The sequence below is a fragment of the Streptomyces lasiicapitis genome (assembly GCF_014646335.1).
Lineage (GTDB): Bacteria > Actinomycetota > Actinomycetes > Streptomycetales > Streptomycetaceae > Streptomyces > Streptomyces lasiicapitis.
Map to the genome: position 1 here is coordinate 170555 of NZ_BMNG01000017.1, position 16870 is coordinate 187424.

General features: G+C 71.5%; 13 protein-coding genes and 1 tRNA gene. 9 read left to right on the top strand and 5 right to left on the bottom strand.

Translation table 11 applies throughout. The features are described 5' to 3' along the window. The first annotated feature begins 268 nt into the window (after nt 1–268). Nucleotides 269–859, top strand: coding sequence for a biotin transporter BioY (locus IEY91_RS33505; RefSeq protein ID WP_164325023.1), 591 nt, complete (start codon nt 269–271; stop codon nt 857–859). 14 nt (nt 860–873) lie between these two features. On the opposite strand, the gene IEY91_RS33510 is transcribed toward IEY91_RS33505, so the two are convergent. Continuing rightward, entirely contained in the window at nt 874–2247 is a 1374-nt protein-coding gene (locus tag IEY91_RS33510) for an FAD-binding oxidoreductase (RefSeq protein ID WP_189176865.1), read from the bottom strand. A 180-nt stretch (nt 2248–2427) separates the two neighbouring features. After that, the gene (locus tag IEY91_RS33515; protein ID WP_189176866.1) at nt 2428–3909 is read right to left on the bottom strand and encodes an amino acid permease; all 1482 of its coding nucleotides are present in this window, start codon (nt 3907–3909) and stop codon (nt 2428–2430) included. Between the two features lie 227 nt (nt 3910–4136). On the opposite strand from IEY91_RS33515, the gene IEY91_RS33520 reads away from it, so the two are divergent. Together IEY91_RS33520 and IEY91_RS33525 are read left to right on the top strand one after the other, a co-directional pair. Next, entirely contained in the window at nt 4137–4625 is a 489-nt protein-coding gene (locus tag IEY91_RS33520) for a ribose-5-phosphate isomerase (protein ID WP_164325028.1), read from the top strand. A 185-nt stretch (nt 4626–4810) separates the two neighbouring features. Beyond that, nucleotides 4811–5641: an Fpg/Nei family DNA glycosylase gene (locus tag IEY91_RS33525; RefSeq protein ID WP_189176867.1), complete on the top strand. Its 831-nt coding sequence runs from the start codon at nt 4811–4813 to the stop codon at nt 5639–5641. A 4-nt stretch (nt 5642–5645) separates the two neighbouring features. Here IEY91_RS33525 and IEY91_RS33530 read toward each other — a convergent pair whose 3' ends face one another. Continuing rightward, entirely contained in the window at nt 5646–6890 is a 1245-nt protein-coding gene (locus IEY91_RS33530) for a GNAT family N-acetyltransferase (protein ID WP_189176868.1), read from the bottom strand. 164 nt (nt 6891–7054) lie between these two features. Between IEY91_RS33530 and IEY91_RS33535 the strand changes: the two genes are divergently transcribed. The 4 genes from IEY91_RS33535 (at nt 7055) to IEY91_RS33550 (ending at nt 12280) form a co-directional block, all read left to right on the top strand. Further along, nucleotides 7055–8239 carry a PP2C family protein-serine/threonine phosphatase gene (locus IEY91_RS33535; protein WP_164325035.1) on the top strand — a complete coding sequence of 395 codons (1185 nt, stop codon included), beginning with the start codon at nt 7055–7057 and terminating at the stop codon, nt 8237–8239. A gap of 293 nt (nt 8240–8532) precedes the next feature. Then, a complete protein-coding gene (locus IEY91_RS33540) occupies nt 8533–9369 on the top strand; it encodes an ABC transporter ATP-binding protein (RefSeq protein WP_164325037.1) in 837 nt (278 codons plus the stop codon). Next, complete coding sequence (locus IEY91_RS33545; RefSeq protein ID WP_189176869.1) at nt 9366–11840, top strand: FtsX-like permease family protein; 2475 nt, start codon at nt 9366–9368, stop codon at nt 11838–11840. Before IEY91_RS33540 ends, IEY91_RS33545 begins: the two co-directional genes overlap by 4 nt. Beyond that, entirely contained in the window at nt 11837–12280 is a 444-nt protein-coding gene (locus IEY91_RS33550) for an HD domain-containing protein (protein WP_189176870.1), read from the top strand. The genes IEY91_RS33545 and IEY91_RS33550 overlap by 4 nt, the downstream gene beginning before the upstream one ends. A 28-nt stretch (nt 12281–12308) precedes the next feature. On the opposite strand, the gene IEY91_RS33555 is transcribed toward IEY91_RS33550, so the two are convergent. Next, on the bottom strand, nt 12309–13583 hold the full coding sequence (locus IEY91_RS33555) for an acyltransferase family protein (protein WP_189176871.1): 1275 nt from the start codon (nt 13581–13583) through the stop codon (nt 12309–12311). Between the two features lie 732 nt (nt 13584–14315). Between IEY91_RS33555 and IEY91_RS33560 the strand changes: the two genes are divergently transcribed. Then, nucleotides 14316–14510, top strand: a complete 195-nt coding sequence (locus IEY91_RS33560) for a hypothetical protein (RefSeq protein WP_164325044.1) — start codon at nt 14316–14318, stop codon at nt 14508–14510. 75 nt (nt 14511–14585) lie between these two features. Then, nucleotides 14586–16688, top strand: coding sequence for a serine/threonine-protein kinase (locus IEY91_RS33565; protein ID WP_189176897.1), 2103 nt, complete (start codon nt 14586–14588; stop codon nt 16686–16688). 78 nt (nt 16689–16766) lie between these two features. Here the strand turns inward: IEY91_RS33565 and IEY91_RS33570 are convergent. Beyond that, nucleotides 16767–16837, bottom strand: a tRNA-Gly gene (locus tag IEY91_RS33570). Nucleotides 16838–16870 lie beyond the last annotated feature (33 nt).

The following is a 16870-nucleotide window of genomic DNA, read 5'->3' on the forward strand; positions in this document are numbered from 1 at the left end:
GGACTCCACGCCCAGGGGTTTGGCGGGAATCTACAGTCTCCCCGGCAGGCGCCCCGGGAAGCAACCGCGCACCCCGGCCCCTCTGACCTCAGTGACGAGCGTCACCCCGAATCGCGTGTGACCCCGCGGCTTTGTGCGGAGCCCACCAACGCCGACCCGTTCCCTTTGTCACCGGCGCCCCCTGAAGCGCCGCCCGTTCCGGGGATAGGGTCACACCGTCTGACCCACCCATCCGCCCGCCCCAGGCCGCCAGAACCACGGAGTCCCGATGAGTACAGCCGCCATATCCCGTCCGGGCCAGGTCCTGGCCGACCTCCTGCCCGCCTCCCGAGTGAAGGACGCCACGCTCGTCCTCGGCGGCGCCGCGCTCACCGGCATCGCCGCGCAGATCGCCGTCCCGGTCCCCGGCTCCCCGGTCCCGGTCACCGGCCAGACCTTCGCGGCCCTGCTCGTCGGCACCTCGCTCGGCGCCTACCGCGGCGCGGCCTCGCTCGCGGTGTACGCGGTCGTCGGCATGGCGGGCGTGCCCTGGTTCGCGCAGGCCAAGTCGGGCATGAGCATGCCGAGCCTCGGCTATGTCTTCGGCATGCTGCTCGCCGCCCTGGTCGTGGGCGCCCTCGCCCGCCGCGGCGCCGACCGGAGCGTGGCGCGGATGGCGGGCACGATGGTCCTCGGCTCCGCGATCATCTACGCCGTCGGCGTGCCGTACCTGGCCGCGTCCACCGGCATGTCCCTGACGGAGGCGGTCGCGGCCGGGCTCACGCCGTTCCTCATCGGCGACGCGCTCAAGGCGGCGCTCGCGATGGGCGCGCTGCCGCTGGCGTGGAAGCTCATCGACGGCGACACCGACAAGCACTGACGCGGGTTCGTACGTCAACTGACGTCGTAGTTCCGCCTGAAGAGGTTCGCCGGGTCGTACAAGGCCTTCAGCCCGGCGAGCCTCTTCCGCGTTTCCGGGTCGTACAGACCTTCCGTACGGTCGCCGCTGCCGAAGGTGAAGTTCAGCGACCGCCCGACGGTGTGCCGTTCCACTCCGGCCAGCGCGTCCGCGTAGAACTCCCGCAGGGTCTCGCGGTCCGCGCCGGCCGCGTCGGCCGCGCCGTCAAGTGGTGACAGGATCCGCAGCAGCCAGCGCGCGTCCCGGTGCGGCACGGCGTTGGCGGCAGGGCGGGCGAGGGCGCCGCCGAGGTGGTTGAGCTGCACCACGTGCATGCGGTCGGCGGCGGGCCCGGCGAGGGACACAAGCCGTTCGAGCCCGGCGGTGTCGAGGGCGTCCAGCATGCGGCTCTCCCCGTAGTACGCGTGCGGGAAGTCCGGGTCGCTGTGGATGGTGTGGCTTTCGGTGTACGGCAGTTCGCGCAGGGAGTCCTCGTGGGCGGGTGCGATCGCGCGCAGCGGCGCCACGAGCCGCTCGCCGTCCTCGGCACTGCCGGTGTACGCGACGCGCACGGTCACCAGATAGCGGCCCCGCAGCGCCTCCGGGAGCATCGGCAGGTCGGGGTAGACGAGCGCGGCGACGGAGGACGTCACCTCGTCCGGCACGGTCTCGGTCCAGGCGGTGTACGCGCGCAGGATCGCCGCCGGGTCCACTGCGCGCCCGTCGAAGGCGAGCGCGCCCCCGTACAGCCGCGCCACGGGTACCAGACCGATCTCCAGGGCCGTCACGGCCCCGAGGTTCGCGCCGCCGCCGAGCAGCCCCCAGAACAGTTCCGGCTCGCTCTCGGCCGTCACGTGCCGCACGGCGCCGTCCGCGGTCACCACGTCCAGGGACCGCACATGGTCGGCCGCGTACCCGAACTCCCGCGCCAGGATGCCGAGTCCGCCGCCCAGTGTGTACGAGACGGCGCCCACGGACGGCGCCGATCCGTTCAACGGCGCGAGCCCGTGCTCCGCGGCGGCCGCCACGACCTGCCCCCAGCGGACGCCCGCCCCGACCCGGACGGTGCGCGCCGCGGGGTCCACGACGACCTCGTCCATGCGGCGGGTGGTGATCAGTACGCCGCCGTGCGAGGCGTCCGGGAGGCCGTGCCCGGTGGCCTGCACGCCGACCGGCAGGCCTGCCTCGGCGGCGTACGCCACGGCCGCGACGACGTCGTCGGTGCCGGAGGCGGCGAAGACCACGTCGGGGCGCTGGGCGAACCCGGTCTGGAATCCGGCGAGTTCGTCGTCGTAGCCGGCGTCGCCGGGGCGCAGGACGAGCTGCTGCTCGGTGCGGGCGCCGGGGGTGCCGGGGGTGCTGAAGTCCATGGGGTGCTCCCTGCTTCGATCTTGCTGTCGAGCACACCCTGGCGCAATAACTTGACACCTGACGTCAAGTTTTCAGGCAGTAAGAAACCGGTAGCAAAAAACGGGGTGCCCGCCGGGGGCAGCGGCAACGGCTGCCGCCCCGGCGGGCACCCCGCACAGAGGTCAGGTCTGGCGGACCTGTCAGGCCTCGGTGAGCTCCTCGTCCGAGCGCGGCCGCGGCCGGATCTTCTCGCGCACCACGGCGATCCCGAGCACCAGCGCCGCCACGAGCAGCGAGAGCAGCATCTGCTTGCGCCCGGCGTCGTCGTACAGCATGTAGACGATCACGAACGAGATCATGCCGATGGTGATCCAGGTCAGATACGGGAAGAGCCACATCTTCACGACCAGCTTCTCCGGCTGCTCGCGCAGGATGATGCCGCGCATCTTCAGCTGCGTGAAGCAGATGACGAGCCACACGAAGAGCGCGACCGCGCCGGAGGAGTTCAGCAGGAACTCGAAGACGTCGTCGGGCCACTGGTAGTTGAACCACACGGCGACGAAGCCGAAGACGACCGAACCGAGGATCGCGGTGCGCGGCACGCCGCTGGCGGTGGTGCGTGCGAACGCCTTCGGGGCGTCGCCGCGCTCGCCGAGCGAGAAGGCCATGCGCGAGGCGGTGTACAGACCGGAGTTGAGACAGGACAGGACGGCCGTGAGGATGATCACGTCCATGACCGTGCCGGCGTTCGGGATGCCGATGGAGTTCAGCGCGGCGACGTAGGAGCCGTCCTTGACGATCGACTTGTCGTTCCACGGAAGGAGCGTGACGACGACGAAGATCGAGCCCAGGTAGAAGACGCCGATGCGCCAGATCACGCTGTTGGTGGCCTTGGTGACGGCGCGCTGCGGGTCCTCGGACTCACCGGCGGCGAGGGTGACGATCTCGGAGCCCATGAAGGAGAAGACGACCATCAGGACACCGGTGAGGATCGCGCCCGCGCCGTTGGGCATGAATCCGCCCGCGTCGGTGAGGTGCGCGAAGCCGCTGCCCGCGTTGTCCGAGCCGGGAAGGATGCCGAACACGGCAAGCAGGCCGATGACGACGAAGCCGCCGATCGCGACCACCTTGATGCCCGCGAACCAGAACTCGAACTCGCCGTAGCTGCTGACCGAGACGAGGTTGGTCGCGGTGAGCACGACCATCACTATGAGCGCCCAGCCCCACTGCGGGACGCCCGGCATCCACTTGCCCAGGATGTCGGCACCCGCGGTCGCCTCGACGGCGAGCACCACGACCCAGAAGAACCAGTACAGCCAGCCGATGGAGAAGCCCGCCCAGCGCCCGAGCGCCCGGTCGGCGTAGGCCGAGAACGACCCGGAGGACGGCCGCGCCACGGCCATCTCACCGAGCATGCGCATCACGAACACGACCATGGCGCCCACGAGCGCGTACGACACGAGGATCGCGGGGCCCGCGGCCTTGATGCCGGCGGAGGAGCCGACGAACAGCCCCGCACCGATCACGCCACCGATGGCGATCATCGACAGGTGGCGGTTCTTCAGCCCCGCCTGCAGGCCGTCGCCACCCTCTCCGTGACCGCTGCCCGGCTTGCCCGACTGGGAATCGACGGGCCCTTCGGGGGTGCTGTCTTCCTTCGCAAGGGACGGTTGCGAGGTCATAGGCAGATCCTTTGGTTCGCGGGGACGAGCTCCCGCATTAAAAGCGCAGCGGCGGACGGGACGAAAGGCCCGTCTCCGGATCGTTGTATTCCGCGGAATGCTGAGTGAACGGGTGCTTACGCACGATGACCGGACAGGGGGATTGGCCTGCACCAATCGGCGGCGGGAGGCGGCTCCTCGCCGCCCCACGGCGGCCGCCCACGCCCGTGCATGCCACACTTCGCTGCATGCGCGTGTACCTCGGCTCGGATCATGCCGGCTACGAACTGAAGAACCACCTCGTCGAATGGCTCAAGGCGCACGGGCACGAGCCCGTCGACTGCGGGCCCCACATCTACGACGCCCAGGACGACTACCCGCCGTTCTGCCTGCGCGCCGCGGAGAGGACCGCTGCGGACCCCGAGGCCCTCGGCATCGTCATCGGCGGCTCCGGCAACGGGGAGCAGATCGCGGCGAACAAGGTGAAGGGTGTGCGGGCGGCTCTCGCCTGGAGCGAGCAGACCGCTGCGCTCGGGCGTGAGCACAATGACGCCAACGTGATCTCCATCGGCGGGCGGATGCACACCCAGGACGAGGCCACGAAGTTCGTCGAGATCTTCCTCGCCACGCCCTACTCGGGCGAGCCCCGGCACACCCGCCGCATCGAGATGCTCTCCCACTACGAGACCACCGGCGAACTCCCGGCCATCCCGGCCCACCACCCGCAGCAGGGCTGAGGCGGGCGCCCCTTCCCGGAATCCAGCCCCTCCGGCGTTTGAGGAGCGGGGGTCTGGGGGCAGAGCCCCCAGTTTCGGGAAGGGGCGGGCTTGGGGAGCCCCCGGCAGGGCCCCGGCCAGCCACCCCCACCCCACCCACTCCCACCCCACCCACTCCCACCCCACCCCCCCCAGGAGAAGACCCCGTGCCGGAGGGCCACACCATCCACCGCCTCGCGGCCGATCACCGCGAGCGGTTCGAGGGACGAAAGGTGCGCGCCACCAGCCCCCAGGGCAAGTTCTCCGACGGCGCGGCCCTCGTGAGCGGCCACCCCCTGAGCACGGCGGAAGCCCACGGCAAGCACCTGTTCCTCGGCTTCGCCGAGACGGGCTGGATCCACATCCACCTGGGCCTCTTCGGCAAGGTGGCCTTCGGCGGCACGCCCGCGCCCCCGCCCACGGACACGGTCCGCCTGCGCCTCGCGACCCCCACCGCGTACATGGACCTGCGCGGCCCGACGACCTGCGCGCTCATCACCGACGAGGAGAAGCAGGCGATACACGCCCGCCTGGGCCCGGACCCGCTGCGCCCGCGGGGCGAGGGCAACGACCCGGAGGCGGCCTGGCGCCGAATCTCCCGCAGCCGCACCACCGTCGCGGCGCTCCTCCTGGACCAGAAGGTCGTCGCGGGCGTGGGCAACGTCTACCGCGCGGAGGTCCTGTTCCGGCACGGCATCGACCCGTACACACCCGGCAAGGACCTCACGTACGCCCAATGGACGGCGATCTGGGCCGACCTGGTGGACCTCATGCGCGAGGGCGTCCGGCACAACCGCATCGACACGGTCAGGCCCGAGCACACCCCGGAGGCGATGGGCCGCCCGCCGCGCGTGGATGACCACGGCGGCGAGGTGTACGTGTACCGCAGGGCCAGGCAGGCCTGCCACATCTGTGGCGGCGAGATCCGCACCGCCGATCTCGCCGCCCGCAACCTCTTCTGGTGCCCGGCCTGCCAGCGGCCGCAGCCGACCCGCTGACCCGCTAGAAGCCGTGCGGCAGCCAAGGAGCCACCGGTGAGCCGAACGCGAGTGACGCCTCCGCAAGCGCGCCCTGGCGCAGCTCCCGCACCCGGCCCGCCCCGGCAAGCTGGGTGAGCGGTACGCCGCCGAGGTAGGCGGAGCCCAACTCCCGTACGGAGAGGGCGAGATCGGCGGGGGAGTCGTCGTCCGCGCGCTTGCAGGAGGCGCCCTTGGCGTCGCCCGTGAGGCGCCAACGTCCCTGGTTCCAGGGGCAGAAGGCGTCCTCGACGTCCAGGACCACGTCCACCGGCGCCTGATACGTGCGTGCTTCGAGGGCCGCGCCGACGTCCACCAGACGCACGTACAGCGAGTCCCGGACGCGCAGGTCGGAGCGGCGCATGTCGGAGACGAGGTGGACCAGCGGGTCGTCCACCGGACGGCCGGGCGCCATGACCGTCGACGTCAGGTCGATGCCGAACACGAAGCGCCACAGCGCGGCGTACGCGGCCGGGTCCAGGGCCTCCACGTCCTGCACCCGGACCGTGCCCTTGGCGCCCTTGAAGTCCCACTCGGGCTTGACCGCGAAGAGGGCGTACCCGACGACCTCGCCGTCGCGCTCCGCGAGCACGCACTGCTGCGGCGACATGCCCTCGCGGTCGCCCGGCGGGTCCAGGGTGATCAGACGCTCCCAGCCGGGCCGCCGGGCGAGCATGCCGGGGCGGCCCGCCACCCGCTGCGCGTACACCGCCTCGCGGTCGGCCAGCGCCTCCACGGGGTCCGCGTAGCGCAGCCGCAAGCCGTCGGCGGCGTCCGCGCCGGCCGGGGCGGTCAGGTGCACCCGGCTCTTGTCGATCTCCAGGCGGAGCTGGTGCGAGCCGACGCCGTACCCGAACCGGCCGTAGATGACCGGTTCCGACGCCGTCAGGACGGCCAGCGCCTCACCGCGCTCGCGCACGTCGTCGAGCTGGTGCCGCATCATCGCCGTGAGCAGGCCGCGCCGCCGGTGCGTGGCCGCCACGCTCACCATCGTCACGCCCGCCGCGTCCACGACGGTGCCGCCCGGCACGGACATCCGGAAGCTGAAGGCGCCCGCCGTGCTCACGCAGGCCTCGCCGTCCCAGAACCCGAACGACCGCTCGAACTCGGTGAGCGAATTCCACAGCTCGCGCTCCTCGGGCGCCTCGGCGACGCCGCCGAACGCCCGCTCCAGCGTTCCGTACCAACGCTCCCAGCCGCTCTGGCTCAACTCCCGCAAGTCTGCTGTCATATGCCATGCCTACCAGGGCTCCAAGGGCGCGGCGAACGATTTTCCGCGTACCGGAATGCGCGTGTGGACGCCGGGCGTGAAGATACGGGTGAGGTGCCCCTGAAGGGGGACAAGAGGTACCTCCCGTGCGAAGCGCCTGGCCCGGTGGATAGGGTCCACGAGCAATGGCGGTACGACGAGAAGGGCGCGAGCGGCGCGAACAGCGTGCGCGGCGCGCAGAAGCCGAGACGTATCCGGCCCGGATGAAGAAGCGGCTGCACCGGGCCCGCATAGGGCTGCGCAAATCCGGTGTCGACTACTTCCGTGGCGATGGCTCCGACTGGGTGGCGCTGGCCGCGCTGCTCCTCACCATCCCCGTCATCACCACCTGCACGATCATCAACCCCGTCTGGTTCTCGCCGGCCGCGCTCGTCCTGCCCATCGTCGCGGGCGGGCTGCTCCTGCGGCCCTCCAGCCTGCTCGGTCTGTACGCCGCATCCGCCGCCGCCCTGATCGTGGAGTCGGTCCGGCTCGGCCCCTACACGGAGGGCCCGGCGCGGGTCACGCCCGGCACCGTCCTGACCGTCGCCGCCTGCGGTTTCTTCGGCTTGCTCATCGCCCAGTTCCGCAGCCGGGTCGGGGTGCCCTGGCGCGGGGGCGGGACCATGCTCTTCGACCTGCGCGAGCGCATCCGCGTGCAGAGCAAGCTGCCGAAGCTGCCGCGCGGCTGGCACCGGGAGATGGCGCTTCGCCCCGCCGGCGGGCAGTCCTTCTCCGGCGACTTCGTGGTCGCCGCCCGCACCAACGGCGGGCGCACCCTGGAGGTCGTCCTCACGGACGTGTCCGGCAAGGGCATGGACGCCGGTTCGCGCGCCCTGCTCCTCTCCGGCGCCTTCGGCGGCCTCCTCGGTTCCCTGCCGCCGCACGCCTTCCTGCCCGCCGCCAACGGCTATCTCCTCCGCCAGGACTGGGACGAGGGCTTCGCCACCTCGATCCACCTCGTACTCGACCTTGAGACCGGCGACTACGAACTCCTCTCCGCCGGGCATCTGCCCGCCCTCCAGCTCAGCGCCGGCACCGGCCGCTGGGAGGAGAAGTCCGGCGAAGGCCCCCTCCTCGGCGTCTACGACGGCGCCCAGTTCGACCCCGTCAAGGGCTCGCTGCGGCCCGGGGACGTCCTGATGCTCTTCACCGACGGGATCGTCGAGGCCGCCGACCGCGACATCGCGGAGGGCATCGACCGGTTGACGGGGGAGGCGGACCGGTACGTTCCCGGCGGCTTCCACGGCGCGGCGTGGCACCTGATCGAAGCGGTGGCCAAGGACGTGAACGACGATCGTGCGCTACTGCTGATCTGCCGGGACGCGTAGGGGGCTGGACCCCCGCTCCTCAAACGCCGGAGGGGCTATACCCAGCTCGATCTAGCCCGTCCGGCGTTTGAGGACGAGGCGCGAAGCGCCGATACGGGGGTCTGGGGGCGGAGCCCCCAGTTTCGGGAAGGGGTGGGATTGGGGAGCGCCCCGCAACGCCGTCACCAGCCACAACACCCCAGGTAGGGGAAACCCCACCCCCGACTGGCCGGACCGCCTCATGGTCGCGGACACCCCGCACTTCGTACGTTCGATGCATCGACCAAGCACGAACGACGGAGAGGCTGCACGCCATGGGGCTGCGCAAGAAGAAGCAGCGGAAAGCAACCGGCACGGACGAGCTCCAGGCATCGCGGCCGGCCACCGTGGCGGGCGAGGACTGGGCAGTGGAGCTGCGAGGCGTACGCCGCCAGTACGGCAGGGGCTCCGGCGCGGTGCACGCGCTGCGGGGCATGGACCTGGCCCTGCCGAGGGGAAGCTTCACGGCGGTGATGGGCCCGTCCGGCTCGGGAAAGTCCACGTTCCTGCAGTGCGCGGCGGGCCTGGACCGTCCGACGGACGGCACCGTACGCCTCGGCGGCACGGAGATCACCGGTATGAGCGAGAACAAGCTGACGGCTCTGCGCCGCACCCGCCTGGGCTTCGTCTTCCAGGCGTTCAACCTGCTCCCGTCGCTCACGGTCGAGCAGAACGTGCTGCTCCCGATGCGCCTCGCGGGCCACCGCCCCGACCGCCGAGCGGCCGCCGAGATGCTGTCCCGCGTCGGCCTCGGCGACAAGGGCAGGCGCCGCCCCGGCCAGCTCTCCGGCGGCCAGCAGCAGCGCGTGGCCATCGCCCGCGCCCTGGTGACATCCCCGGACGTGGTGTTCGCGGACGAGCCGACCGGCGCCCTCGACACCACCACGGCCACCGAGATCCTCGGCCTGCTGCGCTCGGCCGTGGACAACATGGGCGCCACAGTCGTCATGGTCACCCACGACCCGGCCGCCGCGGCCTGGGCGGACCGCACGCTGTTCCTCGCCGACGGCTCCATCGCCGACCGCCTGGAGCGCGCGTCGGCGGCCCGGATCGCGGAGCGGATGACGGCGCTCACGGCCGCCCCCGCGGCGTACGCGGGGGTCGCGGCATGAGCTTCGTACCCAACGGCCTGGCCCGCGCGGCCGTCCGTTTCAAGCCCGCGGGCTTCGTGGGTACGTTCGTCGCGCTCGCGATGGCGGCCCTGATCGTGTCGGCGTGCGGCATCCTCCTGGAGACGGGCCTGCGCGCCTCCGTTCCGGCGGAGCGGTACGCGGGTGCGCCCGTGGTGGCCGCCGCCGACCAGGCGGCGCACTTCAAGACCGGCAGCGGCGAGGACCGCGAGGACTCGCCCGAGCCCGTGCCGGACCGCGCGCGCCTCGACAACTCGCTGGTGGCGAAGGCGGGTTCGGTGCCTGGCGCGCGTACCGCCGTCGCCGACCTCACCTTCCCTGTCAAGCACGGCGCCACGGCGCTGACCGCGCACAACTGGGGCTCCACCGCCTTCACCGGCGAGAAGCTGTCGGCGGGCCGGGCGCCCGGCGCCGGTGACGTGGTCCTGTCCGATGCGGCGAAGGCCCGCGTCGGCGAGCGCGTCACCCTCACCACGGCCGAAGGCCCGCGCGACTTCCGGGTCTCCGGACTCACGAAGGACGCGAGCGGAGCGGACACAGCGCAAGGCGCCGCCCCGACCGCCTGGCTCTCCGACCCCGACGCCGTCCGCCTCTCCGGTCACCCGAACCGCATCGACGCCATCGCCGTCCTCCCCAAGGACGGCGTCAGTGACGCCACGCTCAAGTCCCAGGTCGCCAAGGCCCTCGGGGACAAGGCCGAGGTCCACACGGGCGACGGCCGCGGCGCCGTCGAGAACTCCCGCCTCGCGTACGCCAAGGAACTGCTCGCAGGCCTCGGCGGCTCCTTCGGCGGCGTCGCCACGATGGTCGCCGTCTTCACGGCCGCCGGCACCGTCGCGCTCTCCGTCGGCCAGCGGGCCCGCGAGTTCGCGCTGCTGCGCGCCATCGGTACGACACCGCGTCAGGTCCGCCGCACGATCGCCACGGAGGCGCTCATCGTCGCGCCGCTCGCGGGCGTACTCGGCTGCCTGCCCGGAGTCGCCCTGGCGAGCTGGTGGTTCGGGCAGCTCAAGGACAAGGGCGCGATCCCCGAGGCCGTCGACCTGTCCGTCTCGTACCTCCCCTTCCTCGTCGCGACGGGCACCGCGGTCCTGACCGCCCTGTTCGCCGGGTACATGTCCGCCCGCCGCCCGTCCCGCATCAAGCCGGGCCAGGCGCTGACCGAGGCCTCCGTGGAGCGGACGCAGGTCGGCTGGATCCGTACGCCGCTCGGGGTCGGCGCGGTCGTCGGCGGCATCATCTTCGCGCGGTTCGCCGCCACTTCGACGGGCGACGACGCGGCCAACGCCGCGCTCGGCGTCGTGATGCTGTTCATGCTCGCGGTGGCGCTGCTCGGGCCGCTGGTGGCGCGTGGCTGCGCGGCCCTTTTCGGCCTTCCGCTGCGCGGCGCGGGTGCCTCCGCCTCGCTCGCCGCGGCCAACTCCCGCAGCAACTCCCGCCGGATGGCCTCCGCGATCACACCGATCGTGCTGGCGATGGCGTTCTCCTCGACGCTCGTCTTCATGCACACCAGCGAGACGCACGTCACGGAGAAGCAGCAGCGGGAGGGCATCACGGCCGACCACATCGTCACGTCGGACGGCGGCTTCGGCCCCGACGCGGTACGCGAGGCGGGCGAGTCCTCCGGCGCCGCCGTGGGGCTGATCAAGACGTCCGTCCTGATGCCCAAGGGCTCCGGTGGCGACCGCTGGCTGGAGTCGGTGCCGACGCAGGGCGTCACGGGCACGGTCGCGGACCTCACCAAGGTGCAGGACCTCAAGGTCAAGACCGGTGAACTCGCCCTGGGCAAGGGGCAGATCGCGGTCGACGCCATGCTCGCCGAGTCCGCGCACCTGAAGACCGGCGACCGCGTCGAGGTGCGCCTGCCCGACGGCACGAAGGCCCGCCCGAAGATCACGGCGACGTACGAACGAGGCCTCGGCCTGTCCCAGGCGACCTTCCCCGCCGCCGACTTGAAGCGGCACATGACGTCCGCGCTCGACGCCGAGATCTGGACCAAGGGCGGTACGGCCGCCGCGCTGAAGTCCCTGGGCACGGTCAAGGACCGCGACGGCTACACCACGGCTGCCTCCGTCGACCGCGAGGTCAACGCCTGGGGGAACCGGGTCATGGCGGCCGTCCTCGGCGGCTTCGCCGCCGTCGCCGCCGCCAACACACTGGTCATGACGATCCTGGACCGGCGCCGCGAACTCGGCACGCTGCGCCTGATCGGCTCCACCCGCCGCCAGGTGATGCGGATGGTGCGCTGGGAGGCGCTGCTCGTGACCTGCGCGGGCGTGATCATCGGCACCGGGATCGCCCTCGCCACGCTCGTCCCGATGATGAAGGGGCTGACCGGCGAGGGGCCTTACATCCCGCCGCTGCTGTACGCCGCCTTCGCCGGGTCGGCCGTGCTGCTCGGCCTGGTGGCCACGGCGATGCCCGCGCGGGCGGCGCTAAGGTCGTCGGCATGACGCTGATGACGCTGGCCGAGGTGGAGGCGGTGGCGCGGGCGGCCCACGCCACGCAGACGGACAAGGCCGGGCGGCCTTACGTCGAGCACCTGGAGGCGGTCGCCGGCGGAGTGCGGGAGCGGGGCGGCTCCGCCGAGCAGATCGCCGCGGCGTGGCTGCACGACGCCCTTGAGGACGGCGCGCTGACGCCTGCCTGGCTGGACGGAGCGGCGCTCTCTCCGCTCACCAAGGCGATCGTCCTGGCTCTCACCAAGCACGAGGGCGAGTCACCGGAGTCGTACGCCCAGCGCCTGCGCGCCACCCCCGGCGCCGTCCTGGTCAAGCAGTCCGACCTGGCCCACAACGCGGATCCGCGGCGCCTGGCCGAGCTGGACGAACCGACCCGGGCCCGCCTCACGGCGAAGTACGCCCACATGCGGTCCCTCCTGGCCGCCCCCTAGCCCGCCCGGCCCAGGGGGCACCGGAGCCTCACCGCGAAGCGGCCCGCTCCCGGGCCAAAGCCGCAGCGTCCCGCCGGAACGCCCACTCCATCTTCGGCTCCATCGCGAAGCGGAAGGCCCGCTGCACAGGCGGCGTACACAGCACCGTCACGACCGCGCCCGCGACCACCGTCACGACCACCTGCCCGACGGGCTGGTGCAACCACTCGTACTCCTCGAACCAGCCCCAGAACCGGGACCCCTTGGCGAGGAAGCCGTGCAGCAGATACCCGTACAGAGTCCCCGCGCCGAGCACGGTGAACCACATCCTCCGGCGCGGCACCCATGCGAAGAAGCACGCGGTGAGCAGCACCGAACACCCGAAGAGGGCCAGCGTCATGACCACGCCCACCCACCACGGGACCCCCAGTTCCTGCGCGCTGTCGCGGCGGTAGAACCACACCGACGTCATCCGCGGAGCGGCCCAGTACGCGAGCACCACGGCGCAGGCGAACATCGGCAGGGACAGCAGCCGCACCTCGCGCCGCCGCACGAGCTGGAAGTGCTCGGGCTTGATGAAGAGGCCGAGCACGAAGAACGGCATGAACTGCAGGACGCGTTGGAGGTCGAGGTCGTCACCGATGTCGGGCGAGATCACCGCGAGCACGGCGACGGCGAGGGCCAGCGGCACCGGCCAGCGCACGATCTTCCACAGCGGAGTGGTCAGCCGCCACACGAACAGGGCGATCAGGAACCACGTCAGATACCAGGGGTCGAGCAGGCTGATCGGCTGCGTCGGATCGTCGTCGGCCCACCGCTTGAAGAAGGTGTACGCGACTTCGAAGAGCACGTAGGGGACGGCCACTCCGGTCACGAGCCGCTTGAGGCGGTCCGGGCGCATGTCGAAACTGCGCGAGAAGTAGCCGGAGATCAGGATGAACGCCGGCATGTGGAAGGTGTAGACGGTCATGTACAGCGCTTCGGCGGTGCGGCTGTGATCCGTCAGTGGTTCCCACGCGTGGGCCATCGCGACGAGCACGATCGCCAGGTACTTGGCGTTGTCGAAGAACGCGTCGCGCTGCTTGGCGGGCTTGGCCGCGGCGGCGGAAGCGGGAGCGGGACCGCCGGACTGACCGGGATGACCGGACTGCGGGGGATATGCGGTGTGGCGGCCTGCCGGGCGGGGGGCAGTGGCGGCCGCGGTGGAGGCGGAGGAGTAGGGGACGCGCGGGGCGGGCATTCCGGCGGCCGGCTCCGATACGGAAGGCTGAACGGGAGGCAGCGGCGCCCGATGCCGGCCGTGCGGTGGAACGGGATTCGTCACAGGCCCTCCCACCACGAGCTCGGTGAGACGATCCGGGACCGCACTGCGCCTGCGGGGGTCATGGCAGCGTGGAACATCTGAGGCACCCTAGCGTCGCCGTGGTGTTCCCGTAAAACCCTCAACTCATTCGTCCGCTCCATTGCTCTGTGTTCCCACGGTTTTCGCCGTTTCCCGCGGCGCTCTCCGCCCCCACGCCTTCCGGATTTCCGCTTTCACGCCACGCGGGTGCCCATGTAACCCGCCGGATAACTGTCCGGTACGTCATATCTCGTACCGCTTAAATCGTGCATAACGCCCGCGGGCGACTCTGGTGAAATGTCCTGGTTGATCGGTCCGTGGTGGGTTATGGCGACCCCTGCGATGTGTTCCCGGCAACAATTCGAATTCCTGTGAACCAGTTGTGGGTACGCCGCTGTGTACGGGTGACGGGACGGTGTCAGGGCGATGTCGCGCCGATGGCTGGCCATGGAAACGATCAAGTCGAATTCACCGTCCGGCGGACGCGTCGAATTCCCGTACGGATGCCGGTGGTTGGCCTGCGGCACATGCGTCGCGGGCCCCGCGCGGCCCGCGGAACGGGTGCGCAACCGGTCATGGCCTGGGGCATGGCTTGGCCGACGATGTGTCACCGGCCGCATGGCGAGGTCGTGTTGGTGGCACGATGGTTCTGGCGGGGGAGTGCGGGGTCGTACCCCCCGGGCGGGAGAGCGACCGACCTAGGGTGTGATCAGAGTGGCCATTTCGCTGTCAGTGGTACTGCTGTTGGCGATCGTCCTTGTCATGATGATTCGTCAGGGAAACATCAAGGTATGGCCTGCCATCGTCGCGGCGCTCTTCGGCTTCGTCCTCGCCTCGACGGGAATGGCCGACGACATCCAGGAACTCCTGAACTCCCTCGCGGAGACCATCGGGGACATACAGTTCTGACGAAGGCGGCACTGCCCAGGGGCTGTTGACGGCTCGGGCGGGGCACGGCGGCGGCGGATGGGGGGTCTGCGTCGGATGGCGCTGCGGGACACCGACCCGGTGGAGGTCGGCGGCTATCCGATAGAGGACCGCCTCGGCTCCGGCGGGATGGGCGTCGTCTATCTCGCCCGCTCCGCGTCCGGACGGCGCCTCGCCGTCAAGGTCGTGCACGGGCAATACGCCGACGACCCCGAGTTCCGTACGCGTTTCCGCCGCGAGGTGGCGGCGGCGCGTGGGGTCAGCGGCGCGTTCACGGCGCCTGTCGTGGACGCCGGTGCGGACGCCCCGCGTCCCTGGATGGCCACGCTCTACATCCCCGGCGCGGACCTCGGCACCCACGTCCGCCGCGACGGCCCGCTGCCCCTTCCCCGCCTCCTCGAACTCGCCGCCGGACTCACCGAGGCCCTCCGCGACATCCACCGCGTGGGCGTCGTCCACCGGGACCTCAAACCGGCCAACGTCATGCTGGCCGAGGACGGCCCCCGCGTCATCGACTTCGGCGTCTCCCGAGCCACCGAAACCCTGACCGCAGACCCCCTGACCCAAACCGGCCGGGTCATGGGCACCCCGCCCTACATGTCCCCCGAACAACTCACGTCCCCACGAGACGTAGGCCCAGCCTCAGACATCTTCTCCCTGGGCTCGGTCCTCACCTACGCGGCCACTGGCCGGGGGCCTTTCGACAGCGACTCCCCGTACGAGACGGCCACCGGCGTAGTCGAGGCCACCCCCGAACTCGACGGCGTACCAGAAGAGTTGCGCCCCTTCGTCGCCCAGTGCCTGTCCAAACACCCCAAGGAACGCCCCACACCGGACGAGCTGCTGGCGCTGCTGCGGGGGGAGCCGCTGCCGCCGACGCCGCCGCGTGCGGCCGCTGTGCCGGTCCCGGTGCGCGCGCGTCGCCGCCGCGCACGCCTGCTCGCCATCGCGGCGGGCGTGCTCCTCGCGGGTGTCGCGTCGGGGCTCGCCCTGTGGCTGATGGGCGCCGAGTCCGAGGCTGGGGACCTGCCGGGCAACTGGCGGGCCTGGGAGGCGAAGGACCTGCGTGACCGCAAGGAGGCGTCAGGCCCCTACGGCGGCTGTGTCGCCGCCGGGACAGGGCTCTTCTGCGCCGGCGACGACGTGAAAGCCGCGCGGTTCTCGCTCGCCACCGGCGAGTTCGGCTGGAGCCTGCCGATCGACCGGACGCCGGGGGAGTGGGGGGACATGGAGGGCCGCGTCATCGGCGTGTCCGGTGGCCGTGTCTTCACGTACCGCAACGAGCAGGTCGACCGTGACGAGGCGCCCGTCCCGTATTACGCGATCCAGGCGCTCGACGCCCGCACCGGCAAGGAGCTGTGGACGACCCCCACGCAGCACGGCGAAGGGGCCGAGCCCCCCGTCCCGGACGCTGAGCACGGCGGCACGGTGTGGACCGACGCGGGAGTGCTCACCGCCCTCGGGGCCAAAGGGGACGACTACGCCCTGCTGCGCAGCGACACGGGCAAGCCCCGTTGGCGGGAGAAGCTCCCCTCGGTGCACTGCCGGGTGCGCGGCGCCGAGGGCCACGGCTATCTGCTCTGCGCCGACAGCACGCGGAGCACCCGCGTCTCCCGCCTCGACCTGACGTCCGGCAGACCGGACTGGACGGTGACCGTGCCGCACGCGGGCCTGGAACTCCTGGGCCAGGCGTCCGGCCGCCTGCTGCTCGGCCACGACGTGGTGGACGACTCGCCCCGCCGGATCAGCGCGCTCGACCTGGCCACCCGCAGGGTGCGGACGCTTCCCGCCGAGCCCCGGTCGGATGAAGCGACGCCCACAGTCAGTGGGGGCAACCTGTACTTCACGTATCCCAACGGCGACGTCCGCGCGGTCGATGCGCGCACCGGCCGCGAGCGGTGGTCGGTCAACTCCGTCGTGGAATCGCCGGGCCCGCCGCTGGCCTCGGGGAGCCATGTGTACCTGGCCTCCGTGAGCGGCCGTCTCGCGGCGCTCGACCGCAGGACCGGCGAGGAGAAGTGGAGCCTGCCCGCGCGCGGCAGGGGCGCGGGGATGACCGTCGCCTCGGAGACCGGCGCCGAGCTCACCCTGGTCGGCGACGCCCTCTACGTCCCGTACGGAGCCCGCTCCGTCTACAGCATCGACGTACGCAACCCCTGACCCCACCCCACCAAGGCACGAAAAAGCCCCCGGCCCGGCGCACAGGGAAGGACCTGCACACCGGGCCGGAGGCCACAGAGCGGGCGACGGGAATCGAACCCGCGTAGCTAGTTTGGAAGACTAGGGCTCTACCATTGAGCTACGCCCGCACAGCTCGCGCAGCAAACCCTCGCAGGTCAGCG

Coding starts and splice junctions, on each gene's coding strand:
- IEY91_RS33505 (WP_164325023.1), top strand. CDS start 269: ATGAGTACAGCCGCCATATCCCGTCCGGGCCAGGTCCTGGCCGACCTC.
- IEY91_RS33510 (WP_189176865.1), bottom strand. CDS start 2,247: ATGGACTTCAGCACCCCCGGCACCCCCGGCGCCCGCACCGAGCAGCAG.
- IEY91_RS33515 (WP_189176866.1), bottom strand. CDS start 3,909: ATGACCTCGCAACCGTCCCTTGCGAAGGAAGACAGCACCCCCGAAGGG.
- IEY91_RS33520 (WP_164325028.1), top strand. CDS start 4,137: ATGCGCGTGTACCTCGGCTCGGATCATGCCGGCTACGAACTGAAGAAC.
- IEY91_RS33530 (WP_189176868.1), bottom strand. CDS start 6,890: ATGACAGCAGACTTGCGGGAGTTGAGCCAGAGCGGCTGGGAGCGTTGG.
- IEY91_RS33535 (WP_164325035.1), top strand. CDS start 7,055: ATGGCGGTACGACGAGAAGGGCGCGAGCGGCGCGAACAGCGTGCGCGG.
- IEY91_RS33540 (WP_164325037.1), top strand. CDS start 8,533: ATGGGGCTGCGCAAGAAGAAGCAGCGGAAAGCAACCGGCACGGACGAG.
- IEY91_RS33545 (WP_189176869.1), top strand. CDS start 9,366: ATGAGCTTCGTACCCAACGGCCTGGCCCGCGCGGCCGTCCGTTTCAAG.
- IEY91_RS33550 (WP_189176870.1), top strand. CDS start 11,837: ATGACGCTGATGACGCTGGCCGAGGTGGAGGCGGTGGCGCGGGCGGCC.
- IEY91_RS33565 (WP_189176897.1), top strand. CDS start 14,586: ATGGCGCTGCGGGACACCGACCCGGTGGAGGTCGGCGGCTATCCGATA.